Origin of the sequence: Vibrio sp. VGrn 2, assembly GCF_009361695.1 — a bacterium.
Taxonomy (GTDB): domain Bacteria; phylum Pseudomonadota; class Gammaproteobacteria; order Enterobacterales; family Vibrionaceae; genus Vibrio; species Vibrio diabolicus.
Window position 1 is genome coordinate 93,631 of sequence record NZ_RBWD01000001.1, and the last position, 16,657, is coordinate 110,287.

Annotated in this window: 13 protein-coding genes and 1 pseudogene; 8 read left to right on the forward strand and 6 right to left on the reverse strand. The window is 42.0% G+C overall.

Annotated elements, in window-relative coordinates; genetic code table 11:
- Positions 1-3: 3 nt before the first annotated feature.
- From D8S93_RS00515 to D8S93_RS00535, 5 genes are all read right to left on the reverse strand, one after another.
- Positions 4-1,341 (reverse strand): P-loop NTPase fold protein, encoded by a 1,338-nt coding sequence (locus D8S93_RS00515; RefSeq protein WP_152811577.1) that lies wholly within the window; start codon positions 1,339-1,341, stop codon positions 4-6.
- Between the two features lie 24 nt (positions 1,342-1,365).
- Positions 1,366-2,241, reverse strand: coding sequence for a GIY-YIG nuclease family protein (locus D8S93_RS00520; protein ID WP_152811579.1), 876 nt, complete (start codon positions 2,239-2,241; stop codon positions 1,366-1,368).
- Positions 2,241-3,482 (reverse strand): restriction endonuclease subunit S, encoded by a 1,242-nt coding sequence (locus D8S93_RS00525; protein WP_152811581.1) that lies wholly within the window; start codon positions 3,480-3,482, stop codon positions 2,241-2,243. Before D8S93_RS00525 ends, D8S93_RS00520 begins: the two co-directional genes overlap by 1 nt.
- Complete coding sequence (locus D8S93_RS00530) at positions 3,472-4,989, reverse strand: type I restriction-modification system subunit M (protein WP_152811583.1); 1,518 nt, start codon at positions 4,987-4,989, stop codon at positions 3,472-3,474. The genes D8S93_RS00525 and D8S93_RS00530 overlap by 11 nt, the downstream gene beginning before the upstream one ends.
- A 288-nt stretch (positions 4,990-5,277) precedes the next feature.
- Complete coding sequence (locus D8S93_RS00535) at positions 5,278-6,507, reverse strand: chromosome partitioning protein ParB (protein WP_152811585.1); 1,230 nt, start codon at positions 6,505-6,507, stop codon at positions 5,278-5,280.
- Between the two features lie 147 nt (positions 6,508-6,654).
- On the opposite strand from D8S93_RS00535, the gene D8S93_RS00540 reads away from it, so the two are divergent.
- From D8S93_RS00540 to D8S93_RS00550, 3 genes are all read left to right on the forward strand, one after another.
- Positions 6,655-7,845: a hypothetical protein gene (locus D8S93_RS00540; protein WP_152811587.1), complete on the forward strand. Its 1,191-nt coding sequence runs from the start codon at positions 6,655-6,657 to the stop codon at positions 7,843-7,845.
- A gap of 150 nt (positions 7,846-7,995) precedes the next feature.
- On the forward strand, positions 7,996-8,214 hold the full coding sequence (locus D8S93_RS00545; RefSeq protein WP_042780757.1) for a hypothetical protein: 219 nt from the start codon (positions 7,996-7,998) through the stop codon (positions 8,212-8,214).
- Between the two features lie 66 nt (positions 8,215-8,280).
- Positions 8,281-8,655, forward strand: coding sequence for a hypothetical protein (locus tag D8S93_RS00550; RefSeq protein WP_053306639.1), 375 nt, complete (start codon positions 8,281-8,283; stop codon positions 8,653-8,655).
- Between the two features lie 456 nt (positions 8,656-9,111).
- On the opposite strand, the gene D8S93_RS00555 is transcribed toward D8S93_RS00550, so the two are convergent.
- Positions 9,112-10,668 carry an SIR2 family protein gene (locus D8S93_RS00555; RefSeq protein ID WP_152811589.1) on the reverse strand — a complete coding sequence of 519 codons (1,557 nt, stop codon included), beginning with the start codon at positions 10,666-10,668 and terminating at the stop codon, positions 9,112-9,114.
- Positions 10,669-10,892: 224 nt separating this feature from the next.
- Here D8S93_RS00555 and recA point away from each other — a divergent pair.
- The 5 genes and pseudogenes from recA to csrA all read left to right on the forward strand — a co-directional run.
- Positions 10,893-11,327, forward strand: a pseudogene (gene recA / locus D8S93_RS00560) (recombinase RecA); the annotation flags it as partial.
- A gap of 128 nt (positions 11,328-11,455) precedes the next feature.
- Positions 11,456-11,923 (forward strand): recombination regulator RecX, encoded by a 468-nt coding sequence (recX, locus tag D8S93_RS00565; RefSeq protein WP_005393871.1) that lies wholly within the window; start codon positions 11,456-11,458, stop codon positions 11,921-11,923.
- A 142-nt stretch (positions 11,924-12,065) separates the two neighbouring features.
- Positions 12,066-14,648: an alanine--tRNA ligase gene (alaS, locus tag D8S93_RS00570; protein ID WP_152811591.1), complete on the forward strand. Its 2,583-nt coding sequence runs from the start codon at positions 12,066-12,068 to the stop codon at positions 14,646-14,648.
- A 212-nt stretch (positions 14,649-14,860) separates the two neighbouring features.
- On the forward strand, positions 14,861-16,048 hold the full coding sequence (locus D8S93_RS00575; protein ID WP_005393869.1) for an aspartate kinase: 1,188 nt from the start codon (positions 14,861-14,863) through the stop codon (positions 16,046-16,048).
- Between the two features lie 92 nt (positions 16,049-16,140).
- Entirely contained in the window at positions 16,141-16,338 is a 198-nt protein-coding gene (gene csrA, locus D8S93_RS00580; protein ID WP_004415691.1) for a carbon storage regulator CsrA, read from the forward strand.
- Positions 16,339-16,657 lie beyond the last annotated feature (319 nt).

The following is a 16,657-nucleotide window of genomic DNA, read 5'->3' on the forward strand; positions in this document are numbered from 1 at the left end:
CCTTTAGTGAAGAGACATTACTCTTAATGCTTCTTTGCAAATCGATACATAGCCCTCATGTGGTCTGAAGTAACTTCCTCTAAAGTATTCTCCGGCAACATGCTCCCATGACCTTTTATTTTCTTCTTCAGGAGTAAAGAGATCTGAGTTTTTACAATTATTTGAGCATATCAGATAGCACAAAAGTTCCATCTCGTCTGGGTGAGTCCGCTCATTGATTACGGATAATTCTGTTTTACCTAAAATACTTCCAACATCTTTTGCATCAAATGTTTGAGATAGAATGGAATTGCCTAACGTCGGTCTTATTGAATAGATTGCAATGGCGAGAACAGTAAGAACTTTGTAGCCGAATACTGCTCGATTACCCAGATACCCTTGCTGAGAGAGTATTGCATATACCTCTAGGTGACGCACAAGGGTTTCAACTTCCCTTAACGATAAGTTATTGATTTTTATTATTTGTTCTATAATTCGAACTGAACCGCACTCGTGTAAGTTTAATATATTGAGTACATCGCTGGTTCTAACTAAATTTTTGTAATGGCTCAATGACACAGCGGTTTCTTGGTGTGTGTTAAGCCCTTGTGTTTGAGGTAAGCTGAAGGAGTACTTGAGAAATTTATCCAAGTACCTTTGCGCATCAACAGCCTTGCCATAACAGTGATTGATAGAAGACCTAAGCTGTTGAGTATTGGTTACTAATACAAACTGTACACCTTCAACGTTGAATGTATGCTTGATGATCTCCAACATGTTAACTGCGAAGTCTGGTCTACAGCGATCTAGTTCATCGACAAACAGTATAATAGGTTTTTCCTGAGCTATCTCTTGCAGTGTCTCTTGAAGCGCTTTTAGGCTTTCAGATGCCTTTACGTGATCTTTCAGTACCGACTCTACCGATGCATCAATGGCCTTATTGGCTGCTTGCTGAATTTCTTTGTCGAAGTCGTCAACTACATCGGCGGCATCTTGGCGAAGTAGATGCGCTACGCCAGCTTTTGCTAGAGTCTTCAAACCGTATCTTGCCGCAGGTATGGCTTTCTGAATAAAGCTTTCTTGAGCTTCTTCTGAAGGTAGAATATTAATAACTTCTGCTAGTACAGTTAAGAGAGGCTCATCAGCATGATCCGCTTGAAAGGCATCTACATAGATCAAGTGATGTGTCTCATCTTCAGCCATAAGGTTAATTAACTTATGGCAAAACTCCGTTTTCCCCGTTCCCCAACTGCCATCAATCACCATAGGTGAGATATCTATGTCTGCTCTTAGTAGTTGAATGGCTTTCTCTGCAATCTGTTTACGTTGAAATTCATCTCGCTCATTAAATGTGATGTTCATAAAGCCTAGCCTTTGTTTTTAGTTTTAATTCATCGTTTGTTCACTGGCTGATTCAAGCGTTCGTCCTTGATAATCATGCAAGGTGACACCTTTATCTGTTTTCCAATCTACCCAGCCATTAGAAGTGGCGAGCAACAGGAACATGGATGCACCGCTTGGTGTTCTGAATAGGTAGTCGCGTTGAAAGACAAAACGTTGACCATCAGTTATCACGATACCTTTGGCGAGTAATGCATCACGCTTATCGTAAAAGCGTTGATCGGTTTTTCTTTTTGTCGTCATCGGTGCCGACGAGCCTTTTAAGATGACCATCCCTTCACTTGTGTAGATACCTTTTGCATCAACACCAGCGCGATTACAGATAAAGGTCTGTTCCGCCTTTTCCGTTGTTGGTTCAGTAAGCGGTTCGAAAATCGGGTAACCCAATGTTGCCAATAGCAGACTACCAATATCATGGATTTCGTCGCAATCTGCTTTTAAAGGGATAGGAGTATGAGGTTTTTGCCCACCATTTCCATTGAGCAGGTCATAACGCTGGCAGGACTTTGCTTTTTCAATCGAAAGAGATTCCAGATACAGCACATGGGTCTGAGTCAAATTATTAGTAAGAGAAATTAAAACTAAGGCTCGTTCCCAATCTTTTTTCTCATCTTTATGGTGCTGCATTAACCGAGACCCTACATCACCAGATTGACCGATATAACATTCTTCCTTGTTGTCACCAGAAACAAGAAAATACAAACCAACTTGCTTTGATTCTGGCATTTTAACAAACTCGGCCATTTCACTGCGCGGCACTTCAATCAAGCGAATTATTGAAGTGGTTTGTTCGGCAATGCGAATACCCGACGGATCTCCACTAGGTAGAAAAATCTGGATGGTGCGAGGTCTTTTATTCATTATGCGGCTTCCATTTCGTCAACTTTTACACGACGCTTACCCGTCAACAATTGCTGCATTAGTGCCTTTTTCTCTTGTTTAAAGTGAGCAAGTTTGTCTTCAAGCACTTCGATTTCTTTATCGGCAGCGGTTAGCACTGAGGCGATTTTTTGTTGTTCTTGTAGTAGCGTAGGTACTACTAATTTTTGTTTCTCTACATCTTTTTTTCCAAGACCGAGTTGTGCTGTCCCATTTGCTTTACTTCTTAATTGCTTGTTAATTCCCCAGCTATTAATGAGATATGTAGCAAATAACGAATTAACTGATTTAGGTGTTAATAAATAGACGTGATCAGATAAAACAAACTGCCCGTTTTCTGGAATATAAGCGGTTCGACCAATGATTTGCCCTCCACCAATATCATCTTTTGGCATAACGAGTTGACCTAGTGATAAAAAGTCACCTTCGTGAGATGTTTTTTTGGAGGCAATTAACTTTCCTTCTCTTGAAATAGACCCCATGTCTACGATTAAAAATTTCCCTTCTTCAGAAATGAACTTAGACTTAGATTTTCCAGTGGAAATATTAAACAGAGATGCAATAGTTGCCTCTTCCCACTCCCCCTCAAACGCCTTACCCGTTTCAGGATTCACCAAACGCTTTTTGCCCGTCAAAAGCTGCTGCATTAGGGCTTTTTTCTGCTGCTTGCTGGTTTCAATTAGCTTTTCTGTGGTAGCAATCGCTTTGTCCCATGTTGATAGGGTTTTGGCGATTTTGCGTTGCTCTGGGAGTGGGGGAAGCAGAACAGGGAACTCTTTCAACTGAGTAGAGTTTATACTTGCAAGGTTAGTACTTCGCTTTGCACAGCTTAAAAAATATGTTTTTCCATAATTGCTCCCAGATAAAGCAGCCAAAAAATATGGAAGCAATATTTGGTTATTGGGACGTACAGCGAAAACATGATTTTGATTTAGGCATGGTGTGATTTGACCTTGCCAAACATCTCCACGCCCCAACTTATCGAAGTCTCCCCCTTCAGTCATTAAGACATCGCCAACTTGTAGTGAATATCTTTCTAGTTGGTGGCGTTCTATTTTTATCGTCTTCACTTCTGAAAGGTCAATATGCCCATCTTGAACATTAGCAACCCGAAGGTATGGTACTTCAATAGGATCTTTTAATCCCTTTTTCCCCTTTGCTACGCCAGTTCTAATCTCAGCTACTTTCTCAAGAGGTTTACGCTCCCAACCATTAGGCACCATAACCCAGCTCCTCTAGGTAACCTGCCATTTCTACTTCTAGATCGGCTAACTCCTTCTGCAATGCTAGACGTTCAATTCGTACCGCAACTAAATCTATCTCTTCTTCTTCCTCAAACGTGTCGACATAACGAGGAATATTGAGGTTGTAGTCGTTCTCAGCAATCTCTTCGAGAGAAGCGAGATATGAGTATTTGTCGGTGGTTTGACGAGCTTTATAGGTATCTACAATCTTCTGAATGTTCTCAGGAGTTAGCTGGTTCTGGTTCTTACCTGATTTGAACTCACGAGAGGCATCAATAAACAGTACCTTGTTATCGTTTTTCTGCTTTTTGAAGATCAGGATGGCGGCTGGGATACCTGTACCAAAGAACAGTTTCTCAGGTAAACCAATGACGGCATCTAGCAAGTTTTCATCAATCAGTTGTTTACGAATTTTACCTTCTGATGATGCCCGGAATAACACGCCATGAGGTACAACGACACCCATACGACCAGTCTGTGGTTTTAACGTCTCGATCATGTGCGAGATAAACGCATAGTCACCTTTGGTTTTTGGTGGTACACCACGACGGAAACGACCAAAGTGATCATTGCTCGCGATGTCGTATCCCCATTTATCTAAGGAAAATGGAGGGTTGGCGGTAACCACATCAAAGTGCAGTAATCCACCTTCCTGATCTTGTAGCTTAGGGTTACGTATGGTGTCCCCCCACTCAATACGGTGGTTATCTTCACCATGCAGGAACATGTTCATCTTCGCCAACGACCAAGTTGAACCAATTGCCTCCTGACCAAACAAAGCATACTGCTTCGAACCGCCAAAGTTCTTTTGAACTTGCTTACCACACTTCATCAATAGTGAGCCTGAGCCACAGGCGGGGTCACAAATACTGTCGCCTTGTTGTGGTTCAAGGATGATAGAGAGTAAATCAGAGACTTCTGGTGGTGTATAGAACTCGCCAGCCGATTTGCCACTACTTGCCGCGAAGTGTTTGATTAGATACTCGTAGGCATTACCTATCACATCTAATGAGCCAACACGGCTAGGGCGAAGGTTTAACGTCTCTTTACCAAAATCTTCCAGTAAGTGGCGAAGGATTTCGTTCTTTTGCTTTTCATCACCAAGTTTATCGGTGTTAAAGCTGATGTCTTGGAACACGCCTTTTAGCTTGGTGCCGTTGGCTTCTTCGATAGCGTGCAGAGCTTGGTCGATACGTGATCCGTTACCTGCTTCATGACGAGCTTCGTATAGATCCCAAAAAGTTGCGCCTGTTGGAACTTTAAAAGACTGGCTCTCCATCATTGCTGCGATCAGCTCTGGTTCATCCCCGTATTCAACCGTTAGTTCGGCTACTTTATCTCTATGTACATCGGAAATGTACTTTAAGAACAACATGGTTAGGATAAAGTCTTTGTAAATCGACGGATCAACGGTGCCTCGGAAAGTATCACAGGCAGCCCAGACGGCTTTGTTTATTGCATCTTGACTAATATTAGTATGGGGCATTTACTACTTGCTCTTGAATAATGGTGAATATCAAATCGAAACCAACATTAGCTAATGTTTACAATCAAAGATTCAGTGACTTAGCAAAAAAGGAGTTTCATTGTTATTTATGTTTGTTGCTGTAATTCTATCACTAAAGAAGAGGAAAAATACGTAACGAACACGTATTTTTCCTTGGCAATATTCGTACTTTAGGTGGCGGTGTTGTGGTTGGATAAACGCATGGTTCAAAGGTAGAGGAAAGAATGGGAAGCAGAGGTGAGCGGACATGCTCACCCCTTACTTTTATCAAGCGCTCTTGAGCTGAACATTACCTTGTTTTTGAATGTTTTTTGGCGTCCTTCCTTTAGGTAAGCAAGGAATAGTAAAGGCCTCATTAATATTACCAGCAGCAGGAAGTTGGATTTTGTTTCCATCCGCATCTTTTTTGTATCGTGCAACCCTTCGCACGCTAATTTTGTTTCCTGTAACCGCAATACCAAGATTCATGTTCCACCCCTTGAAAATTGCAGATAATTTGCACAACAGTGAGTACGAGGTGGACTCATGAACGAGTGACTGAAGATAGTTCCGTACCTGATACTCGATGTCATCCTCCGACTCTAAACCCAATGATGAAATGATACGAGTAAGATAAGTTTCTGGTGTCATAGGCAAAGTATCATTAAGTGAAGTTTCTTTGAGTTTTTGCGTAATCAGATAGTGTGCAAACGCATAAATTGCCTCAGAAACTTGGCTCTCCAGTCGATGGCGCTTTACTACAGTTGCAACAAAATGCACCGATAACGCTAGCTCTTCATTTTCTTCCACATATGCCAAAATCTCAGCGGGTTGAAATGAGGTTCCTTGAGTCCCCCTAAACGCATAAGGATTAGATGTTTTATCAAATGCCTTCGCTAACATCGCTACTCGAGACAATACGTTCGCGTTGACCTTAACCCCCGCCATTTCTAAAACCTGAGATCTAGATCTCAGGTTGCCTACATCGATGTGCGCGAAGGACAGATCGTCAGTGACTCCATAGGTTACGGGCGCAATAAATCCAGCCCCTGATTCATAGGATGCTTCTAGACGATGATGTCCGTTCAAAATTTCTCCCTCATCAGAGAAAATGAGTGGTTCACCAGTAAGGCACCATTGGCCTTTCGCCATAGCCTCCGCGTATTTCCTGATCTTTGCCTTGCTCAATTTTCTATTTTTATTGTTGTCATTTATGGCTCCGCGCCGAGAAAACTTCAACATGTCTCTGGCTAACTGAGGTGTGATGTAAATGACCGTGTGTTTTAGACTCGTTTCTACTTGTTTTACCCCGGAGTAGTAGCGTGCGTTGGACTTAAAAATATCTTTAAGTTGGTCGGACGATAGAACAGAGCTGGAATTAGCTAAAAGTTTTTTAGAACTTGCTAAATAACTAGAGCTTTCTTTGTCATCATATCTATCTACCAACGTGTCAACTATCGATGTTTCTAATTCCTGATCTGATATTTCATCAAATGCGTTTTCTTTGTTATCTGCCATTTGCGACCTCTCTGTATTACTTGTGGCAATATAATGACTAGGCATTCACCTGCCTTAGATAATTACCATTATTGATCCGACATGCATGTCGGATCAAATTTTAATTTTGTTTTAGACTGCGCTTTTCAGATAACTGGATGAAAAAACTTGATACTTTCGGATAAAAAAATCAGTGGGATATTGCTCTCTTCGGAAGGACGAACGCAAAAAACACTAATTGCAACTATGCCTGTGTTTGAAGTCGCCGCTTTTTTTTCGGTAGGAAACTTATTGCCCGAATTAAAATGGGCAGCCGATGCCGCTGTTAATGCTAAAAACGCTGACAAGGTTCATGAAATTCAAGCTGAGCTAGAGAGTATCCTGTTTGATAAATCGGTATGCATGCCGTTGTCACTAACATTCGCGGTTATCGGAAAGCCACACCTTCATCATGCAGCTCGTTCTCTGCCCACACTGAGTTACAACCCCTCGGATACTCATATTGTGGGGAACGTTTTAGTGCTGGTAGCAATCTGTAAGATTCTGGGCTTAAAAACGTTTTTGTTTAGCTCAAGGCTAAGTGTTAAAGAGGCTAATCAGAAGAGCGAGCTTAGGCAGCGCCTAGCTATGGAAAACGTGGAGGTACGAGTTGTATTTGATGACGAGAAGGGGTTGGAAGCCAGTCATGCTATCGACCTGTTTAAAAAAAGTAGCATTTTTGACTCATCATTGAACCTGCCTCATCTGAGTGAAGGAAAAAACTTACTACCGAATGATGACTTCCCACTAAAAGATTATATAAATCAGCTAATAAAAGAAGCGAAGATTGAACATTATGGTGGTGTTAACTTTAATTCTAAGCATGTGAAAGTATCAGAGAGCAGCATCACCACACAGTATATATTGTTCAAATTAATTGTTGGTGCCGTGGCTGGGGGAGGAACACAAGAGTACAGTAAGATGTCGAAAGACGTTACTTTATCGAGTGGCGATAGTCTTTCATCTATATTATCAGAAGGTTATGTAAGTAATATTGCCACCTTCTTAGCAGCTTGGCTTGAACCATTGAAGGAAGCGTTTGTGCATAATCGCTCTGGTTACCATTTATCTCCTCAAGTTTGGCAAGCAATAGGCCTCACAATCCATCACTTAGTGAACAATGGCGCGTCACTAACCGAATTAAGTACCGCAGGTAAAGAGCTAGGCCAGCTAGACTACAGCAAGAACGCTTCACACTGGAAAAGGTGCTCGGTAATGGAGTTGGATGCTAAAGGCAGTATTTACAAAAATGCGGCGAATTCGACTCGACAGTTTCGGATAGGGCTATCCGAGTATTTTCTCTCATTGCTAGCAGTGTGAGCTGAGCAATAACTTGGATGCATGTAAGCTTCCGACTGGAGGTAACCTTTTAAAATCATGAAGAATATGATTAGTGCTTTGCGGTAAGATAAAAGCGTCTCACCATACTATAGGAGTATTCTCGGTTTATTAGCTTAAGGAGAACAAACAATGAGCAGACTTAATAAACTACTTCAAGTTCAGTCAGATAAAATTATTTGCGATCTAATCAATCAACATAATGTCTCTGAATTGACTTCAGAACTAGGTCTCTCCTCGGAAAAGTTACAAGGTTATTGTCTTTTGACGAACTGTGAACCTTGCCCTTTTGAAGGCGTTATCGAATTGATCTTTAAGTTAGAAAGCGGTCGAACTTTGGGGAGTGTATAGCTATCAAAAATCAAAATATAACAACCATTTGGCAAGCACATTAAAATAAAATCCGAAGGAGAATAAATGAAACAACTAGTTTTGCTTACATTGTTTAGCTTTGCTGCCATGTCAGCTCTAGCTAATGACGAGAGTTATCCTAACTCATGCTTGACCACTGATGGTTTATATACAGCATTTGTTAGTAAGGGAACGATTTTTGTGCGTTCAAAGTTTAGTGATATTGCTGAGGAATATGATGTAAGGGCTACAGATAGCAAGTACATTGCAGGGGCTGTGTACGGAGGAGAAGGAATAAAAGGCCATAAGCTTGTGCGTTTAATTAGAAGAGATTCTTTTTCGGTGAATTCCTCAAAGCGTGAGTTTGAAGATACCCTAGAGTTAGTAAATATCACTCGCGGCCTAGGGATTACTTATAACTATTCCATGAAATGTCAATAGACTATCTGCATTTTCTTTCATTGCTAGCGGTGTGAGCTGAGCAATCACATGTGGGATGTGTGTAGTTTTACAGCTTTAAAATAAGAGCCTGTTATATAAGAGCTTCCGATTAGTATTATCCCATATTTGATAGTGATCTCATGGGCAGGCATATTTGTTCTATCTATGTTCACCTTCAAGCAGTCCTTGCACGAAATCAACCAATCGCTAGATAACTCTGGTTCTGACGATTTTATAGATAAAGTTAGCTCACACCCTTTTTCACCAAGGCTGGCATTTACTACATGAAACAAGTTCATTCTGTCTTCAGAGTTTAATTTATCAATATACCGAACAAATTCCTCCACTTTAGGCTCCTTTATGGCGAGTAAACTAAACCGTAAGTTAAACACTGCAAAGGTGTACGTATTACCCTCCACCTTTGCAGATTCTACATTACTTACGCCATCCTGTAGATCACTTCCACCCCCACTTTAAACGGTCGTATAAGCAAACTAGCTTCTTGAAGTTGCTAGCGTAACTAGAAACCTTATAATCAAGCTTTTCTTCGTTATCGAGTAAAAACTGATGTAGTAAATCTAAGTCTATTTTATCCGATGATAGGTAAGGAATGTAAGCTGAAGCATTTTCGACAGTACATTTATCGATAATGTCCTGTAGGGAAGAGTGACGATAGTTTCTAAAAAAGGATTTTTTATATGAGGCGACTCCAAGCTTTTTGAAGTCCCTACTTATAGCTTTACCTAAAGCATAGCCTGATGCTTCGTAATCAGCTTGCGTAGTTATGCCCAGTTGGTTCAGGTATTTAAATACGGGGATATTTGGTGAACTTTTTAAACCTCTCGGTGCAACATGTTTGAGTACTTGTTCACTATCATACTCACAATCACCATGAAGAATATCTCTATATAAGTTGGCGGCACATAGTTGTTCATAGCCAAGACTCGATGGCCCGACAGGTTCTGTTGATGCAACACCAACCCCAACGAGAAACTCAACATCATCCTTGCTCTCTATTTCATCAATATCAACGACACATATTTTTTTCTCAGGCTCAGACGACTGGACAAGTTCATAAAGTTGCTCTTTACAATACCTGAGAACCCTAGCAGGTATTTTCCTCTTTGTTGCGTCTATAGCTTCATAAACTGGAGAAAAGTCGTTAGTTTTAACCAAAATAAGCGGTATCTGTATACCATCAATTGACAGGTAAGTATCAGAAATGTTTGGTTCTTCATTGGCATTTAAACGTTGTACGAAAATTAAGTTTTGACGCAGTTTTTCTATATTGTCTTTACCGATACAATTTGAGATTGCCTTCAACAAGCTGCTAATGTTTTCGTCGGAAATAGAATAACCAATGAAGACTATAGGATGCTCCACGAATAGCGTGATCAACTTTGCAGCGAGATATGTGTTTTTTTCATTAAAATCAACATAATCTGAATCTGTTAATACGAGAGAGTTAGCGTTAGTCGAGCAACCGTGGATTTTATAGATCTCTCCAATCTCTTGAGGATTAGAGAAAAGCAGCTCCTCTTGACCAACATAAGTGGTATATTCAGGGAAAAGCTGTTCAATAAACATATCCCAATTGGTCGTGATGACGCCGTCAACATTAAGGTTGGCTAGTAGTTCAACCTCTTGCTGATATCCTGATTCTTTTGCTCTATCTTGGTTTAATGTTGATAAGTAATTTGCTATTTCAATTCTCAAGGCTGAAGTTTGATCGACGATCTTTGACTTGTACCTTTCAACACTTGCTGAATACTGTGGAGCAGTCCACCAATATTCATTGAAATCTTTCGCTAGTAAGCTTGCTATTTTGGGGTAATTTCCATCGGCAGAAGCTAGATAGTACTCGAATGGCTTTCCAGCAACACAAAAGCGATTAAGTAAACCTTTCCAATCTTCCAAGCCTAAATATCTTCTTGAAAATCCAGAACCAAGAAAAAGGAATGGGCCTGCCGCCTTACTGTTAAAAATGTCTATTAATCTTTCTTTTACAGCCATGGAACCTCCTGTTGTGTAACTGTAAATACTACACTTTAGTAAGGGGGTTGTAATCTGAACTGTTTGACCATTGTTTGATTTTTAGTCAGTTGTTCAGTGAGTGGGTATATGTTCTGAATAGATTTTGATTGCAATTGGAAGCTGAGTGGATTTCTTTTGTAAGGTGTTGTAGTCTTTCATTACCGACTTGAACAGAATTACTCGCTTTACGTAATCATACATTCAACCCAGAAACGACCACGGGTGGTAACGCACTTAAATTCTACGCTTCTGTTCGTCTTGATATTCGTCGTACTGGCGCAATCAAAGAAGGTGACGAAGTCGTTGGTAATGAAACTCGCATCAAAGTGGTTAAGAACAAGATTGCTGCACCGTTTAAAGAAGCCAATACGCAAATCATGTACGGTCAAGGCTTTAACCGCGAAGGTGAGCTGGTAGATCTAGGCGTGAAGCACAAGCTGGTTGAAAAAGCTGGTGCTTGGTACAGCTACCAAGGCGATAAGATTGGTCAAGGTAAAGCGAACGCATGCAACTACCTACGTGAGCATCCTGAAGTGGCTAAAACCATCGATACTAAATTGCGTGAAATGTTGTTAGCGCCAGCCCTTGCGGAAGCTCCTGAAGCAGGCGAGGCGCCTGAGCAAGCTGAAGAGTTTTAATCCCTTCACAGATTAAAAAGTGATAAAGCCCTGCAATGCGGGGCTTTGTTGTATTTATTGACATCAAAAATCGAATCATCACAAAGGCCATTGAGAGTCTGTACAGCAAAAATACTTTTAGGATCACCATGTACCAAAAGCGCCAGACACCAACATTATCGAGCAAAGAGGCGGCTATCCAACTGCTTAGCCGTCGCGATCATGGTCAGTATGAGCTGTACCAAAAACTGTCGATGAAAGGCTATGAAGCATCAGACATCGAAATCGCGATTAATTTTTGCTTAGACCATAACTATTTAGATGATTTACGTTATGCGAAGAGCCAAATTCGGCAGCATGTATACAAAGGACATGGAGAGCGTCGAATTCGCCAAGAGTTAAACCAGAAACGTGTTGCGGAATCAGTGATTGAGCAAGCCATGGCTGAAGAACCACAAGACTGGTTTGAACTTGCTAAGCAGGCGGCAGAAAAGAAATTCAAAGGCGTCAAAGCCAAGGACCAAAAAGAATACGCAAAACAAGTCCGTTTTCTACAATACCGAGGCTACAGTTTCGACCAAATTAGCTATGCGCTTGCCTTTGAAGACCAAGATTAGCGTTGATCCAATTGCGCTGATTTTTGTTTTGCTTCAAATTTTTTCTTCTGCTCCCTCTTTTCCTCAAGAAAACTAGTCTCAGCTGTTTGCATGATCTACAATACGGCAAAATTCTAACTCGACTATTTTCAGGAAGAGCTGCATGTACATGAGCACTGACGAGGTTCGTAACGCGTTCCTCAAGTTCTTTGAAAGCAAAGGACACCAAATCGTAGAAAGTTCATCGTTAGTTCCACATAACGACCCAACCCTGCTGTTCACAAACGCAGGTATGAACCAATTTAAAGATTGTTTCTTAGGCTTAGAAAAACGAGCCTATACTCGAGCGACTACGGCTCAACGTTGTGTACGTGCTGGTGGTAAACACAACGACCTGGAAAATGTTGGCTTTACCGCTCGTCACCACACATTCTTTGAAATGCTAGGCAACTTCAGCTTTGGCGACTATTTCAAAGAAGATGCGATTTCATTTGCTTGGGAATTCCTAACCGAAGTTCTTAAACTGCCTGCGGATCGTCTATTGGTAACCGTTTACGAAACCGATGACGAAGCATTCGACATCTGGAACAAAAAAGTTGGAGTGCCTGCTGATCGTATCGTGCGCATTGGTGACAAAGAAGGTGGCAAGCCTTACGAGTCTGATAACTTCTGGCAAATGGGCGACACTGGTCCTTGTGGTCCATGTACTGAAATCTTCTACGATCACGGTGAACACATCTGGGGTGGTCGTCCTGGCACGCCTGAAGAAGATGGTGACCGTTTCATCGAGATCTGGAACAACGTATTCATGCAGTTCAACCGTCACGCAGACGGCACTATGGAACCGCTACCAAAACCATCGGTAGATACTGGTATGGGTATCGAGCGTATCTCTGCAATCATGCAAGGCGTTCACTCAAACTACGAAATCGATGTATTCCAAACTCTTATCAAAGCAGCAGCTGAAGTCATTGGTTATGAAGATCTATCGAACCAATCGCTACGCGTTATTGCTGACCACATCCGTTCATGTTCATTCTTGATTGTTGATGGTGTGATGCCTTCAAACGAAGGTCGTGGTTACGTACTACGTCGTATCATTCGTCGTGCTGTACGTCATGGTAACAAGTTAGGTGCACAAGGTGCATTCTTCTATAAGCTTGTTGGCGTATTAGCAGAAGTGATGGGTACAGCAGGCGAAGAGCTGAAGCGTCAACAAGCAGTGGTTGAAAAAGTGCTGCGTATCGAAGAAGAAAACTTCGGTCGTACACTTGAGCGCGGTATGGTAATTCTTAACGAAGCATTAGATAACCTAGATGGCAAAGTGCTAGACGGCGAAACGGTATTCAAGCTTTACGATACTTACGGCTTCCCAGCAGACCTCACTAACGACGTTGCACGTGAGCGTGAGTTCGCGATCGACGAAGAGGGTTTCGAAAAAGCGATGGAAGAGCAGCGTCAACGTGCGCGTGAAGCTGGTCAATTCGGTACAGATTATAACGCAGCAATCAAAGTTGATACGCAAACAGAATTCTGTGGTTACACTGGTACTAAAGGTTCTAGTTCAGTCGCTGCGATGTTTGTTGAAGGCAACGAAGTAGATTCACTATCTGCAGGCGATAAAGCCATCATCGTGCTTGGTGAAACGCCATTCTACGCAGAGTCAGGCGGTCAGTGTGGTGACGCGGGTGAAATCCGTACTGAGTCTGGTGTGTTCCGCGTTGAAGACACTCAAAAACTCGGTAACGCAATTGCACACCACGGTGTAATGGCAGAAGGCGTGCTAGCGAAAGGTGACGAAGTGGCAACCATCGTTGACGCAGAGCGTCGCGCAGCTATCTCTCTTAACCACTCAGCGACGCACTTGCTACACGCAGCACTACGCCAAGTTCTTGGTGAGCACGTAACTCAGAAAGGCTCACTAGTGAAAGCTGACAGCCTACGTTTCGATTTCTCACACCTAGAGTCGGTAACTGCAGCAGAGCTGAAAGAAGTTGAGCGTCTAGTAAACGCACAAATTCGTCGTAACCACACGATTGAAACCAATGTGATGGACATTGAGTCTGCCAAGAAGAAAGGCGCAATGGCATTGTTTGGTGAGAAGTACGATAACGAAGTTCGCGTACTGTCTATGGGCGACTTCTCCACTGAACTTTGTGGTGGTATTCACGCATCAAGCACGGGTGATATTGGTCTATTCAAAATCACATCAGAAAGCGGTATTGCAGCCGGTATTCGTCGTATTGAAGCGGTAACAGGCGAGGCGGCATTAGACGCCATTGAAGCTCAAAATGCGAAGTACGAAGAGAAACTGGCAGAATCTGCACAGAAAGCAAAAGCACTAGAGAAAGAAGTGCAGAAGCTAAAAGATAAGATGGCAGCCGCAGAAAGCGCTAACATCATGGGCAAAGCGGTTGAAGTAAATGGCACAAAAGTTCTAGTTGCGGCCCTTGAAGGTGCTGATAGCAAGAACCTACGTACCATGGTTGATGACATCAAGAATCAAATGGGTTCTGGTGTTGTACTGCTTGCAAACGTAACGGGTGACAAGGTTGGCTTGATTGCTGGTGTGACTAAAGATCTCACTGGTAAAGTAAAAGCAGGTGATCTGGTTAAAATGGTTGCAGAGCAAGTCGGTGGTAAGGGCGGTGGTCGTCCAGACATGGCTCAAGCCGGTGGTACTGATGTTTCAGCACTACCAGAGGCAATCAAAACAGTTCAGCCTTGGCTAGAAGAGCGTTTATAAGCTCTTAACTAATAAAATTACGCTCAATCAAGTTTCTTTGATTGAGCGTAATTTTTTTTAGCAACCAAGTGGTTTTATTGACCAAAAGTTAACCGAGTCATTTAAGCTGCTTGGTTTTTGTTGTAACTACTGCTTATATAATTTTTCTCAAAGGAAATATTTAAGATGTAAGCAGTTCTAAAGAGACTTCGGTCTTGGGAAGGTGAAGACTGGTGAAAAAGCCCCTTATCGTGCAAAAGTTTGGCGGAACCTCTGTGGGTTCAATTGAAAGAATCCACCAAGTCGCTGAACACATCATTAAGGCGAAAAATGATGGCAATCAAGTTGTTGTTGTCGTGTCTGCAATGTCAGGCGAAACAAACAGACTGATGGATCTCGCTAAACAGATAGATAGCGTACCTACAGCTCGAGAACTTGATGTTTTGCTCTCTGCTGGTGAGCAAGTGTCAATGGCACTGTTAGCCATGACTTTGAATAAAATGGGTCATGCTGCGCGCTCGCTTACCGGAGCACAGGCGAATATTGTGACGGATAATCAACACAATGACGCAACGATTAAACACATTGATACCACGACAATTATGGGATTGCTTGAGCAAGACCAAATCGTGATTGTTGCGGGCTTTCAAGGTGTGAATGAGAACGGGGATATCACCACATTAGGTCGAGGTGGCTCAGATACGAGCGCTGTGGCACTGGCGGGCGCATTGCGCGCTGACGAGTGTCAAATCTTTACCGACGTTGATGGTATTTATACTTGTGACCCACGTGTAGTGAAAAATGCGCGCAAATTGGCGGTTATCGATTTTCCTTCAATGGAAGCGATGGCAAGCCGAGGAGCAAAAGTATTACATTTACCTTCAGTGCAATTTGCATGGAAGAATAATGTGCCACTACGCGTGCTTTCGACATTTGATGTTAATGAAGGCAGTTTGGTAAAGGGGGAGTCAGGCAATCAAGCCGTCTCTGGTATAGCCATTCAACGTGACCTTGCCATTATCGAAGTCGATAAAGAACATTTATCTAGTGCTACAAAACAATGTCAGATGCTGGGTATAGACATTTGGAATGTGATCGAGGAAGCAGAACGGGCAGGTATCATGATAAAACAAGATGCATGTGCCAAGTTCGATCTGGTGTTCAGCGACAAAATCCGTAATAGTGAAGTGGTAAGCCTGTTGACCGCAGTGGGGCTTGAGGCCAATGGAATGGTAGAGCACGCATGCGATTTGTTGGCAAAGCGAGATATTGAGATCAATTTCAGCGCAACGAATGCACTCACTATGATGCTAGTTTTAGCACCCGAATGTGTGGATACAGCAGCAAACATTCTGCATGATGCTTACATTACGTCTAGTGAAGCATTAAACATTCAACAAAAACATGCCTTTTTAGGCTGATTTTCGCTAACAAGGTAGTTTACGAAAATATAACTTTTGTTGGATAATAGCTTTGTAGCAAGAAAATTTAGAGATTACTCAAGGAGCAAAGAATGCTAATTTTGACTCGCCGCGTAGGCGAAACACTGATGATTGGTGATGAAGTGACTGTAACTGTACTAGGTGTGAAAGGTAACCAAGTACGTATCGGCGTTAACGCTCCGAAAGAGGTTTCAGTTCACCGTGAAGAAATCTACATGCGCATTCAAGCTGAAAAAGGCAATGGCAACGTTGCTTCAGGTAACTACTAAGTCGCTCCTGTTTACAGAGCTTAGTTTGAATGAAAAAGGCTAACCGAAGGGTTGGCCTTTTTAGTCTTTAATGTTTTTGAAGATTTGCGGAAACCATTGTGTTGAGTGTGGCTGCGAATCCGTCAATATTGTTGAATCGAACACCAGGAAGTTGTTTGAAAATAAATGTCTTTTTTTCAGAGAAGACTCTCTTTTTTTTCATCATAATAGAGTGGTAAAGTTCGTTTAATAGTCACTTTGATTAAATCAGCAACGGTTAAGTCAGTTTCGTGGATTTTTTCAAAGAAAGTGTTTGACATATTTTCGGTAAAACGTAATA

Excerpts from the sequence above, each read along its gene's own strand:
- D8S93_RS00515 (WP_152811577.1), bottom strand. The coding sequence starts at position 1,341 with ATGAACATCACATTTAATGAGCGAGATGAATTTCAACGTAAACAGATT.
- D8S93_RS00520 (WP_152811579.1), bottom strand. The coding sequence starts at position 2,241 with ATGAATAAAAGACCTCGCACCATCCAGATTTTTCTACCTAGTGGAGAT.
- D8S93_RS00525 (WP_152811581.1), bottom strand. The coding sequence starts at position 3,482 with ATGGTGCCTAATGGTTGGGAGCGTAAACCTCTTGAGAAAGTAGCTGAG.
- D8S93_RS00530 (WP_152811583.1), bottom strand. The coding sequence starts at position 4,989 with ATGCCCCATACTAATATTAGTCAAGATGCAATAAACAAAGCCGTCTGG.
- D8S93_RS00535 (WP_152811585.1), bottom strand. The coding sequence starts at position 6,507 with ATGGCAGATAACAAAGAAAACGCATTTGATGAAATATCAGATCAGGAA.
- D8S93_RS00545 (WP_042780757.1), top strand. The coding sequence starts at position 7,996 with ATGAGCAGACTTAATAAACTACTTCAAGTTCAGTCAGATAAAATTATT.
- D8S93_RS00550 (WP_053306639.1), top strand. The coding sequence starts at position 8,281 with ATGAAACAACTAGTTTTGCTTACATTGTTTAGCTTTGCTGCCATGTCA.
- D8S93_RS00555 (WP_152811589.1), bottom strand. The coding sequence starts at position 10,668 with ATGGCTGTAAAAGAAAGATTAATAGACATTTTTAACAGTAAGGCGGCA.
- recX (WP_005393871.1), top strand. The coding sequence starts at position 11,456 with ATGTACCAAAAGCGCCAGACACCAACATTATCGAGCAAAGAGGCGGCT.
- alaS (WP_152811591.1), top strand. The coding sequence starts at position 12,066 with ATGTACATGAGCACTGACGAGGTTCGTAACGCGTTCCTCAAGTTCTTT.
- csrA (WP_004415691.1), top strand. The coding sequence starts at position 16,141 with ATGCTAATTTTGACTCGCCGCGTAGGCGAAACACTGATGATTGGTGAT.